Genomic DNA, 11,821 nt, shown 5'->3' with positions numbered 1-11,821 from the left:
ACTACTAGGGCAACCTACCTGTTCGCTAGTCTCGTATATTAATTTTAATATTTTTATTCGAACTATATTACTTACTTTTTCTTTTTTGTGGTTCACATACCTTGGATCAAAAATTGGAGAAGAGTATATAGCTGCTAACGCAATATTAATTAATCTCGTCTTTCTATCAGCATTCATTTTAGACGCTTACGCATTTTCAACTGAAGGAATTATTGGTTATTCATTGGGTAAAAAAGATAAAAATTTATTCAGTTCAATTGTTAAAAATTCTTTTATTTTAAGTTCAGTTACAGGCTTAGGTATTTCTGTTGTTTATTATTTTATTCATAAGAATGTGATTTATATAATGTCTGATATTGATCTAATAAGATCTTTAAGTTTAGATTATTCAATTTGGATGATTATCTTGCCTTTTTTTGCATCTTTTTGTTATCAATTTGATGGTATTTTTATTGGAGCCGCTCAAACCAAAGAAATTAGAAATGCTATGTTTTTTTCTGTTTCTTTATATTTATTAATTTCTTTAGTTCTTACAAATTACATTTCAAATCATGGGGTATGGATATCACTAACGATATTTATGATTTTGAGAGCTTTGTCTTTATTTTATTATTTAAACAAGATTTATTTAAGATTTAATGACAGTTAATCCCGTATTTTTTTAATCTCCAGTAATTGTAGGGCCATGGAGTTAAAAAACCTACTACCAGCATGATTGGAATAACCCACCAAGTTAAAATGGCACCACCTGTTAAAACAAAGTCAGTCAAATTCATCATCACTTCCATGCTAATCATTGAAATCAAACTCATTCCAGAAGCTGTCTTCAAAGCATTATTAAATTTAAAACCTTGTCTCATTAGAATTATTGTTTCTAATATTATACTTGTAATTAAACCGTTTATTATTGCTAGAATCATTATTCCTAATACTGGAAATGAAATTTGTGTAAGTTGAAAAAATAAAATTGTTCCAAAATCTCCGATGGCACAACCTAATAGACACCATGCTGTATTCTTTGCACTTCTTCTCCAAGTATGTTTACAAGACCAATGAAAAGTTGATACTGTCATTAGTTAATTTCTAATCCTTTTTTTTTCCATTTTTCTAGCCCACCAATTAAGTGAAAGCAGTTACCAAAATTATATGATTTAGAAATCTGAACTGCCAAAGTAGATCTGTGTCCATGAGCACAGTAAAAAAGAATTTTTTTATTTTTTAAGCTATCTTTATTTTTTTCAATATAATCATGCATGGAAGGAAATGGGACTATATTACTGTTATCTAATTTACCTTCTTTATCTATTTCATTTTGCTCTCTTAAATCTATCAGAACTGTATTCTCCTCTTTTTTAATCTTGTTAAACTCCTCTGGCTCAATTCCATTGTTTACTTTTTGACGGTTTAAATCAATGCCCAACTTAAGATTACTTGGAACTGCAACATCCATCATTTTGGGATCTGGTAAATTTAAATTATTCATAATATCCACGTACTCTTCTACTGATTTTACCTGTAATCTTGGATTAAATTGTCTTTCTTCTATAATAGTACTTACCATTTCTCCTTTATAATCATGTGCTGGATAAACTAGAGTTTGATCAGGTAGTTTTAATAGTTTGTTAAATATTGAATTATAAGAGTCTTTAGGATCTCCGTTTTGAAAATCTGTTCTACCAGTACCTCTAATTAATAATGTATCTCCTGTAAACACTCTATCACCCATCAAAAAACTAAAGCTCTCAGAAGTATGGCCAGGAGTGTATAAAGCTTGTAGATCAATTCCATCTATTTTGATTATCTCTTCATCTGATACTCTCATTGCAACTACATCGGCAGGAGTTTTGTTACCCATAACAGTTACACAATTAGTTTTATCTCTTAGTTCAGCAATTCCAGAGATATGATCTGCGTGAATATGGGTATCTATCACCTTTACTAATTTTAAATCTAATTGATTTAACAAATTAATATACTGATCAACTTTTTCTAAGACTGGGTCTATTATTAAAGCTTCTCGTCCCCTTCCAGATGCAATTAAATAAGTATAAGTACTAGAAACACTATCGAATATTTGTCTAAAGATCATTTTAGATAAATATCAAAAACCAATAAGAAATTAAACCAGACAAAATAGTTGCGATTATATTTCTTGAAAAATAACCAACAATTACCGCAACAATTGCAGCAAATATTTTAGGGTCATTCATTTCAATGAACTGACCGTAGTCATTTATAAAAATTCCTGGAAATATTATTGCAGGAAACACGGCTGATGGAACATAAGCTAACACAGCTTTTATTTTATCTCCCAACATGTCTCGACTTACTAGAGCTACCATCGTCATTCTAGTAAAGTAAGTTAATATTCCTGCAACAATAATTGATAACCAAGTCATTTTATTTTTTTAACCTCAATATTAAAGCCGCAACAAACAAAGCAAGTATAGGTGAAATAATTATATAAGATCTAAATGGAGCATCATAAAATAACAATGAACTCAATCCACACACAATCATTACAATTAGGTGATCAATTTTTTTTAAGTCTTGTATAACGATAGCTATAAACGTAAGTGGTATTGCAAATTTTAATCCAAGTTCCTCTGGAACAAATGAACCTAAAATAATCCCTGACAATGTAGCAATTTGCCAACAAACCCACATCGTGCAACCTGTACCAATCAAATGATAGTGTAAGTATTGCTCTGATTTGTTTTTTTTAAAAAATTTATTAGATTCTGCAAAACCTTGATCGACAATAATATAAGAGATTAATAATTTTTTTATTAATGATAATTTTTCTAGGTACTCTGATAAAACTGCTCCATACAAAAGATGTCTTGAATTAATAACGCCGACAGATGTTGCTGCCACCAATCCAGACGCACCACCTGATAGTAATTGTAAAAAAACAATTTGTGATGCACCACCAAAAATAATAATAGACATCGCATATACTAATAATGGGTCAAATCCCAATTCAACACCGATAGCTCCACAAATTATTCCAAATGGGATCACAGACAACATGTGTGGAGAAATATCCAACATGCCTCTAGTAAATAATTGTTTTTTTGTAAGCATTTATTTGGGTTCTATTAAAAACAAACTATGTGATCAATATTTATCGGTCGTTTAATCCCAAATTTTTCGTCAATTTCATGTTGATGAACGTGGTGAGAATGAACAAAAACAGGAATTAACAAATCACTACTGGTTTTTAGAGTGTATATAAAATTTGTTCCTCTGAACTTTCTATCTACCACTTCTAATTTTAAATTACTTTTATCATCATGTTCTAAATCTTCAGGCTGTAACAATAACTGGACTTTAGATCCTTTTGGATAATGTTTTGTAAAATTACCTTTAATTGTACCTAAATCATCATTTTCTAAAGTATTTTCATCTGTAACTTTTGCTGGAATTAATATTCCTCTGTTTAAAAAATTAACTACATCAACAGAATTTGGGAAGTGATAAACATTATAGGGATCATCAAATTGTTTGAGTTCTCCGTCTAAAATAATTCCACATTTGTTACCTAAATAGAATGCTTCGTAAGAGTCGTGAGTAACAATTATTGTTGTAATTTTTAAGTCTTTTAAGATTTGCTTTAACTTTACCTGTATTTCTTCTTTGAAACTTTGATCTATATTCGACAAAGGTTCATCTAATAGTAACAAATCAGGATTTGATAACAAAGATCTGGCTAAAGAGGCTCTTTGAGCTTCTCCAGAACTAATTTCATGAGGATATTTTTCTAAGATTTTTTCTAAATGAAGAAATTTCACTATTTCTTTAAAATTTAAACCTTTCTTCTTTTTTTTATTTCTCTCAGCCCCAAAATTTATATTTTCCAAAACATTGTAGTGAGGAAATAGAGAGTTGTCTTGAAAAGCCAAAGATATATTTCTATCCTCAGGTTCAACATGGTTTTCTTTAGATGAAATAATTTTATTTTTTAAAATAATTTTACCAGACTGAATTTTTTCAAGACCAGCTATTGTTCTTAATATTGTAGTTTTTCCAATTCCAGAGGGGCCTAACAAACAAACTATGTCTCCTTCATTTTCAATATTAAATGAAACATTGGTTACTTTATTTTTAGAGCTTGCAGCAAAAGTAACATTCTCAATTTCTAAAAAATTATTTCTCATTTTATTTATCTTTAAACATATACTTAGATGTAATTAATATAAAAATACTTGCAATCATAATAAGTATTAACGAAGGTGCAGCAGCAGCTTCTAGTAAATCTTGTGAAGCAAATATATAGGCTTGGGTGGCAAATGTTTCAAAATTAAAAGGACGCATAATTAATGTAATTGGTAATTCTTTGATTATTTCGATTGATAACAATATAGCAATTAATAAGACTGAGTTTTTAAGATAAGGGATATGAATATTTAAAAAAGTTTTTAATTTTGAATAACCTAATAGATATGCACTTTCATCAATTGAATAATTAATTTTTAAATATCCAGATTTAATACCGTTGTTAGCTAAAGAATAAAATCTTACAAAATAAACAATTACTAAACCAATTATAGATCCAATAAAAATTTGTTTTATATCAAAAAAATAAAAAAAATTTTCATCAAACCAAGAAATAAAAGTTATGAATGCAACAGCTAATATTATGCCTGGTATCGCGTAGCCAGTAATTGAAAAAGTTGTTAGTATGTTTAGTAACTTATTTTTGCTAATTCTATTTCCATAATTTGATATGAAAGATAAAAATATTAAAAGAAAGCCTGATAAGAAGACTAATATCAATGTGTTTGACAGTAATTCTACAATATTTAAATCTATAAAATGTTTTGGAAATTTAATTGTCCAATACAACATTTGCAAAACTGGGAATATAAAACTTGCAAGAAATACAAATGAACAAAATATTATTGCCATTAAAGATTTATAACCAGTTAATTTTTTGAGAGTTTTCGTTTTAAAATTTCCTTTAGCAGGCGAATGATACTGTGCTTTTTTTCTAGATATATTCTCTAAAAAAAATAATCCAAATATAAAAATTAAAAGAAAAAAAGATATTCTGTTTGCTAAAGCCAAATCATCAAAAGATATCCACGCATCATAAATTCCAGTGGTTAAAGTCGATATCCCAAAAAAAGATACTGCACCAAAATCTGATAAAGTCTCCATAGCAACTAAAGATAATCCAGCAATAATTGCTGGTCTTGCTGATGGTAAAATAATATTAAAAAATGTTTTTTTTGTTGAAAAACCAAGGTTTTTACCAAGTTCTAGCAAATTTTGAGATTGATAATGAAATGAGGTTCTTGTTAACACGTAAACATAACCAAATAGTGAAAATGAAATTGAAATTATAGCTCCTAGCATTCCATCAAATTTAGGTAAAACATTATTATAATTTCCATCACCAAATAAGTTTTTCATAATTGAAAAAGCTGTTCCATAGTTTTCAAAAAAAGCAGTTAATGAATATGCATAAATATAAGCTGGAACTGCAAACGATAAAATTAAAACCCATTTAAAAAAATTAACTCCAGGAAATTTATAAAATGAAACTAAATAAGCAGATCCCACACCAATTACAAAAGTTGTAATTAAAACTCCAATTACAAGAATTATTGAATTAGAAATATATTCAAACAAAAATGTGTTTTTAACTATTGATAAATACTCACCAGTTGGTTCAAAAAAACTAGTAAATACAGTTACAATTGGTATCGCAACTATCATAGAAATGAGCAAAGAGCTCAAAAACCAAATATTAATTTTATTACCCATTTTTAACGAAGTACTAATGGTATTAAGTAGGGTAATAAACTTTATACCAAAAGTACTTAGTGTTAACCTCTTTTATTTCCAACCAGACATCAACATTACTTCTAATGCATCAGCCTGATTTTTTTTATAGTCTCCAACTTTTGTTTTTAAATCCTGTTTAAAATTTTCACCCATTTTTTTTATAAGAGGGTGTGGTTCAACACCATCTATCATTGGGTATTCAAATGTATTGTTTACTATATGTTGTTGTGCTTCTTTTGTTAAAAGAAATTCTAGTAATTTTTTTGCATTTTCAGGATTAGGAGAATTTTTTAAAATACCTCCACCACTTATATTCATATGTGTCCCTCTATTGTTTTGATTTGGAAAATAAGGTAATACCTTTTGAGCAGCTTCTTTTTGATCTTCTCCTTTTTGACCGGATAACATCAAAGCATAGTAATAAGTGTTTGCTATAGCCAAATCAGCTTCACCAGCAGCAACAGCTAAAATTTGAGCTCTATCATTTCCTTTAGGATTCCTTGCAAAATTTGAAACTAATTTTTTTGCCCATTCTAAAGTTTGTTCTTTACCATTATTTTTGATTAATGATGCAACAAGAGATTGATTGTAAATATTATTAGATTTTCTAATTACAATTTTTCCTTTCCATTTTGAATCTGACAAACTTTCATAAGTTATCCCTTTTAAATCTTCTGAACTTACTCTTTCTGGTGAGTAGTAAATTATTCTTGCTCTTTTAGCGATACCTGTCCAATTATCAGATCTAAAGTTTGCTGGCACTAAAGCTTCAATCTGCACTGACATAGAGTTCTGAAACATACCTTTTTCGTCAAACGCACCTAATCTTCCAGCATCTGCTGTAATATATAAATCAGCTTTAGAGTCTTTTCCTTCTTCAGTAATTCTTTTTTGCAACGCTTTGTCTTTACCTGAAACTACGTTAACTTTTATACCTGTTTTGTTCGTAAACTTTTCATACAACTGAATGTCAGAGTCGTAATGTCTTGCACTAAAAACATTTACTTCACCTGCTATACTCATTTTTGCAAAGAAAAATAAAATTAATCCTAATAATGTTATTTTTTTCATTTATATCCTTTTCTTTACCTTAGTTTATTTGCGAATGAGAATTATTATCAATGCGAATGATTATCAATCGCATAAATTGACACATATTTCAATACTTTTTTTATTATTGTTAAATATAGAGAATTTTTATTTCCAGTCGCCGATTTTGCTAAATAAGAAATTTCTAAACGCTTGAACTCTAGCAGTATTCTTTAAAGATTGAGGATAAACAAAGTGAGCTTCTGTTATAGGTCCTTCTACTTTCGGAAGTACTTTAATTACATTGTTTGAGTTTGTTACTAGATATTCAGGAAGTGCCGCCAATCCTACACCAGATTCTACAGCTAACAAAAGACCCATTACACTATTTACCTTCATGATTGATTTTCTTTTTTTACCATCATGCATTCCAATTTTTAGTGCCCAATCTGGATTATAAACTGGAGACGGTGCCCCTTTTCCAAATGAAATAAATTTATGTTTATTTAGATCGTTTATTGTCTTCGGCATTCCATTTTTTTCTAAGTACTTATTTGATCCATAAATATAGTATTTGATATCGACTAGCTTTTTTTGAATATAATTAAGCTGTTTTGGCCTTCTCATGAAAATTCCAATATCAGCCTGTCTTGTACTTAAATCTAATTCTTTATCATCAAAGACTAATTCAATCTCAATCTCTGGATTAAGTCTCATAAATTCTTGAATTCTAGGCGTTAACCAGTGAGTACCAAAACTTCTTACTGTTGTTATAGTTAATTTTCCTGTTGGTTTATTTTTTTGATCACCTAGAGATGTTTCAACTTCTTTTAACTTGCTTATTACTTCATGTGCAGTTTTAAAAACATATTCACCGTTTTCTGTAAGTGTTAATCCTCTTGCATGTCTTTCAAAGAGTTGTACTTTCAAATCTTGTTCTAGGGACTGTATCTGTCTACTGATTGCAGATTGGCTAAGGTTTAAATTTACAGTAGCATTTGTAAAACTTCCAGCTTCTGCGACTGCATGAAAAATTTTTAATTTATCCCAATCCATTATTTATTTACATCCACTAATACTCTTCCAGAAATTTCTCCTTTTAATATTTTAGGATAAGTTTCAATTAGCTCTTCTAAACCTACTGTTAAAACTGATTTTTCAAGCAATTCAAAATCAATTAATTTTGAAGCTTCACCCCACATAAATTCTCTTCTTTTTATACTGCAATTTGCAGAATCCATTCCCCAAACCTTAATACCTCGTAACATAAAAGGAAGTAAATTAGTGTTAAGTTCATTACTATTTGCATTTCCGCATACAGCTATAATTCCATTAGGCTTTGTTTGTGCAATTGCGTTTGCTAAAATTTTTCCTCCAACAGTGTCTACCACTCCGTCCCATAAACCTTTATCTATTGGTCTTGGGTCTTTATCAAATTCAGCTCTATTTATAATGTTTTTTGCTCCTAAAGACTTTAAATAATCTGACTTACTTTCTTTTCCAGATACTGCAGTTACATTGTATCCTAATTTTGTTAAAACCATTATTGCAATACTGCCAACACCTCCTGTTGCTCCTGTTACCAAAACATCATTAACTTTTTCTCCAAGCAAAATACTTTCTCTTGCTTGAATTGCAAAAGCACTCATTAAAGAAGTTAAGCCTGCTGTCCCTAAAATCATTGCCTGCTTGCTACTTAAGTTATCAGGTTTTTTTACTAGGAAGTCTGCATTAACTTTTGTTATCTGAGAATAACCACCAAAAAATACTTCTCCAACTCTAAAACCAGTTAATATTACTGCATCACCTGATTTAAATTTTGAATTTTCACTTTCAATTACTTTTCCCGAAAAATCTATTCCTGGTATGTGCGGATACTCTTTTACTAGTCTTCCACCATTCTTTAGAATCATTCCATCTTTAAAATTTAAATCAGAATATTCTACCTGAACAGTTACATCCCCATGTTTTAAAAAACTTCTGTCTAAAGATTTTACTTCTCTAGAAAAATTTTCACCTTCTTGATTAAGAACTATTGCTTTAAATTGATCAGACACTTTAATCTTTTAGCGTAGTGCTAATAAATCGTAAATATCTATTTTGAAAACTTAAATCTTCTTTGAATTGACCTAAATAATAATTTGTTACCGTAGTTGCTTGTTCTTTTTTAATTCCTCTCGTAGTCATACACTGATGAGTTGAATCTATTGTAACCGCAACACCTTTAGCATCTAATGATTCCATTAAAGTATTTGCAATTTGCATTGTAAGTCTCTCTTGAGTTTGAAGTCTTTTAGAAAATACCTCAACTACTCTTGCAAGCTTACTTAAACCGACAACTCTTTCTTTTGGAATATAAGCAACATGAGCTTTTCCAATAATTGGCGCCATGTGATGTTCGCAATGACTTTGAACAGAAATATTTTTCTGAACAACCATGTCATCATATCCCTCTACATCACCAAAAGTTTTATCCAAAATTTTATCTGGATCTTCTTTGTAACCTTTGAAATATTCTTTAAATGCTTTAACAACTCTTTTTGGAGTTTCTAATAAACCCTCTCTATTTGGGTCTTCACCCATCCATGTTAAAATTGTCTTAAAAGCTTCTTCAGCATCTTTGTCTGAAACTTGCTTATTTTCATTTAACTTGTTGTCAGTATCTTTTACTAATTTCATAGCGCCTTTTTATACAGTAATTACCTAATTTTAAAATATTTATTATATCTAGATATGTGCTACATAATCACATTCTATGTTCAAAAAAAGAGAAAATATCTACGATATCGAGGAAGGAAATCTTCTTTCTCCAAAATTTGATAATGATGGCTTAATACCTGTCATTACCATGTGTTCAAAAACCAAAGATATTTTAATGCACGGCTATATGAATGTTGAAGCATTAAAAAAAACAATTGAAACCAAAGAAGCCCACTACTTTAGTAGATCTAGAAAAGCAATCTGGCATAAAGGTAAAACAAGTGGATTTACTCAAAAAGTTACTGAAATCAGAATTGATGATGATCAAGATTCAATTTGGTTAACAGTTGATATAGGGAGTGGTGCTAGCTGTCATGTTGGATATAGATCATGCTTTTACAGATCTATTCCTATGGGACCAATTGATAATGGACGTAAAGTGGAAATGGAATTTCTTGAAAAAGAAAAAAAATTTGACCCTGAAGAGGTTTACAAGGGTCAACCAAATCCAACAAAAATCTAATTATTATGGAATTAAAATATCAAAATATAAAAGTGTTTGGTCCACCAGTTTTTAGAGTAAAAATTCCCATGGAAATTTTGGATAAATTAAACAGATATATAGACGATGTAGTAAAGGATAAAAGTCAATCTCAGAACCTGAATTATGGCGAGTCTTTAGTTGGAGATGTTACTCAAGAATTTGTTTTAGAAAAAGAATTTGCAAAATCTTCAGGTTGGTTAGATTTTTTAGCAAATTGTACTAGATCATATATTGAAATTAACGAAAAAAAAAAAATCTCAAAATTTACATTAATAGAAACTTGGATTGTGAGACAGTTTGAAAATGAATACAATCCTACTCATTGGCACTCAGGTCATGTTTCTGGTGCTGGATTTTTAAAAGTTCCAAAAAATCTTGGAAAACATGTACAAGATAAAAAATCAAAAAAGTATAGAGGAGGAGATCTTCAATTAATTCATGGTTCAAGAATGTTTATGTCTTCTTCAACAATTAATATTATACCAGAAGTAGGTGATTTTTATATTTTCCCAAATTATTTAATGCATACTGTTTTTCCATTTAAAGAAACCGATGAAGAGAGAAGATCTATTTCTTTTAACGCATTAATTGATGAAGAAATATATAATGTTTATGGAAAATAAATTTTAAAAATTCTTATTAGAAAAAGTGTTTGATCCTAAATAAAAATATGAAATACAATCGAACAAAATAAAAATTTAAATTATTTTATGAGAGATATTCAAGCAAATATTATAAGACCATTTGGTCCTTCAATATTAAAAGTAACTATACCAGAAAAGATTGTAAAAGATTTAAACACTTACATTGATAAAATTGTTGAAAACGAAAAAAAATCAAAGGAACTTGATTTTGGAAAACAATTAATTGGAGATGTGACACAAGAATTCAAGCTTGAAAAAGAATTTGTGAATGAAATAGGATGGCTTCAATTTTTAGCCAACTGCAGTGCCAAATGGATTGAGATGGAGACAAGAAAAAAAATCCAAAATTTTAATCTTTTAGAGTCATGGATAGTCAGGCAATTTAAGAACGAATATAATCCTGCTCATTATCATAATGGACATATTTCGGGAGCTGGTTTTTTAAAGCTTCCAAAAACTTTTGGCAAACATGTACAAAATAAAGATAAAGAAAAAGATTATTTTGGAGGCACCCTAAATTTAATTCATGGATCTAGAGCATTTATATCTGAATCAATTTTTACAATAAAACCAAAAGTAGGTGATTTTTATTTTTTTCCACATTATTTAATGCATACTGTTTATCCTTTTAAAGAAACCGATGAAGAGAGAAGATCTATTTCTTTTAACGCATTAATTGATAGAGAGATCTTTGAAAAAATATAATTTTAAACTTAAATTAGCTATGTAATGAAAAATATTAACAAACAGAAAAATGTTTTGGGTGAAAATTTAGAAGAATGCTCCAATGACCCATTAACAGGTTGGTTCAGAGATGGGTGCTGTAATACAGATGAAAATGACCACGGTGTACATACTGTTTGTGCAAAAGTTACAACTGAATTTTTAGAATGGTTAAAGGAATCAGGAAATGATTTAATTACACCTCATCCAGAATTTGGATTTCCAGGATTAAAAGATGGAGATGGGTGGTGTGTATGTGCGAGTTGGTATGCAAGAGCAGTTGAGGCTGGTAAAGGATGTCCAATATTTTTAAAAAGAACTCACAAAAATACTTTAAAACATTTACCTATCGAAACTTTAAAAAAATTTGCAATAGATTTATCTTAAT

At 29.2% G+C, this 11,821-nt stretch carries 15 protein-coding genes; 5 read left to right on the top strand and 10 right to left on the bottom strand.

All coding sequences use genetic code 11. The features are described from left to right. Positions 1-649: MATE family efflux transporter (locus ACTTA5_RS02460; protein ID WP_440647626.1), on the top strand; the 649-nt coding region annotated here is incomplete at its 5' end. Here ACTTA5_RS02460 and ACTTA5_RS02455 read toward each other — a convergent pair. The 10 genes from ACTTA5_RS02455 to folE all read right to left on the bottom strand — a co-directional run bounded on the left by ACTTA5_RS02455 (position 636) and on the right by folE (position 9,501). Continuing rightward, entirely contained in the window at positions 636-1,073 is a 438-nt protein-coding gene (locus tag ACTTA5_RS02455; protein ID WP_440647624.1) for a DUF4396 domain-containing protein, read from the bottom strand. The two genes, ACTTA5_RS02460 and ACTTA5_RS02455, sit on opposite strands and share 14 nt — an antisense overlap. After that, complete coding sequence (locus ACTTA5_RS02450; protein ID WP_440647622.1) at positions 1,073-2,089, bottom strand: MBL fold metallo-hydrolase; 1,017 nt, start codon at positions 2,087-2,089, stop codon at positions 1,073-1,075. The genes ACTTA5_RS02455 and ACTTA5_RS02450 overlap by 1 nt, the downstream gene beginning before the upstream one ends. A 1-nt stretch (position 2,090) precedes the next feature. Next, positions 2,091-2,399 (bottom strand): AzlD domain-containing protein, encoded by a 309-nt coding sequence (locus tag ACTTA5_RS02445; RefSeq protein WP_440647620.1) that lies wholly within the window; start codon positions 2,397-2,399, stop codon positions 2,091-2,093. Between the two features lies 1 nt (position 2,400). Then, the gene (locus ACTTA5_RS02440; RefSeq protein WP_440647618.1) at positions 2,401-3,087 is read right to left on the bottom strand and encodes an AzlC family ABC transporter permease; all 687 of its coding nucleotides are present in this window, start codon (positions 3,085-3,087) and stop codon (positions 2,401-2,403) included. Between the two features lie 14 nt (positions 3,088-3,101). After that, positions 3,102-4,160 carry an ABC transporter ATP-binding protein gene (locus ACTTA5_RS02435; RefSeq protein ID WP_440614156.1) on the bottom strand — a complete coding sequence of 353 codons (1,059 nt, stop codon included), beginning with the start codon at positions 4,158-4,160 and terminating at the stop codon, positions 3,102-3,104. 1 nt (position 4,161) lies between these two features. Continuing rightward, positions 4,162-5,772, bottom strand: a complete 1,611-nt coding sequence (locus tag ACTTA5_RS02430) for an ABC transporter permease (RefSeq protein ID WP_440647616.1) — start codon at positions 5,770-5,772, stop codon at positions 4,162-4,164. 72 nt (positions 5,773-5,844) lie between these two features. Further along, positions 5,845-6,864, bottom strand: coding sequence for an extracellular solute-binding protein (locus tag ACTTA5_RS02425; protein WP_440647614.1), 1,020 nt, complete (start codon positions 6,862-6,864; stop codon positions 5,845-5,847). Between the two features lie 126 nt (positions 6,865-6,990). Continuing rightward, positions 6,991-7,878, bottom strand: coding sequence for a LysR family transcriptional regulator (locus ACTTA5_RS02420; protein WP_075506134.1), 888 nt, complete (start codon positions 7,876-7,878; stop codon positions 6,991-6,993). Next, positions 7,878-8,879 (bottom strand): MDR family oxidoreductase, encoded by a 1,002-nt coding sequence (locus ACTTA5_RS02415; RefSeq protein ID WP_440647612.1) that lies wholly within the window; start codon positions 8,877-8,879, stop codon positions 7,878-7,880. The genes ACTTA5_RS02420 and ACTTA5_RS02415 overlap by 1 nt, the downstream gene beginning before the upstream one ends. A gap of 1 nt (position 8,880) precedes the next feature. Further along, a complete protein-coding gene (folE, locus tag ACTTA5_RS02410) occupies positions 8,881-9,501 on the bottom strand; it encodes a GTP cyclohydrolase I FolE (RefSeq protein ID WP_440647610.1) in 621 nt (206 codons plus the stop codon). Positions 9,502-9,577: 76 nt separating this feature from the next. Here folE and hisI point away from each other — a divergent pair, with 76 nt between their 5' ends. From hisI to ACTTA5_RS02390, 4 genes are all read left to right on the top strand, one after another. Then, a complete protein-coding gene (hisI, locus tag ACTTA5_RS02405; protein WP_440647608.1) occupies positions 9,578-10,045 on the top strand; it encodes a phosphoribosyl-AMP cyclohydrolase in 468 nt (155 codons plus the stop codon). 5 nt (positions 10,046-10,050) lie between these two features. After that, on the top strand, positions 10,051-10,689 hold the full coding sequence (locus ACTTA5_RS02400; RefSeq protein ID WP_440647606.1) for a putative 2OG-Fe(II) oxygenase: 639 nt from the start codon (positions 10,051-10,053) through the stop codon (positions 10,687-10,689). A gap of 87 nt (positions 10,690-10,776) precedes the next feature. Beyond that, positions 10,777-11,415, top strand: coding sequence for a putative 2OG-Fe(II) oxygenase (locus ACTTA5_RS02395; protein WP_440647604.1), 639 nt, complete (start codon positions 10,777-10,779; stop codon positions 11,413-11,415). 24 nt (positions 11,416-11,439) lie between these two features. Further along, positions 11,440-11,820: a DUF2237 family protein gene (locus ACTTA5_RS02390; protein WP_440647602.1), complete on the top strand. Its 381-nt coding sequence runs from the start codon at positions 11,440-11,442 to the stop codon at positions 11,818-11,820. Position 11,821 lies beyond the last annotated feature (1 nt).

Origin of the sequence: Candidatus Pelagibacter sp. HIMB1521 (assembly GCF_052047875.1) — a bacterium.
Taxonomy (GTDB): Bacteria; Pseudomonadota; Alphaproteobacteria; order Pelagibacterales; family Pelagibacteraceae; genus Pelagibacter.
The sequence above is the reverse complement of the archived record's forward strand: the minus strand, read 5'-3'. Positions and strand labels throughout refer to the sequence as shown.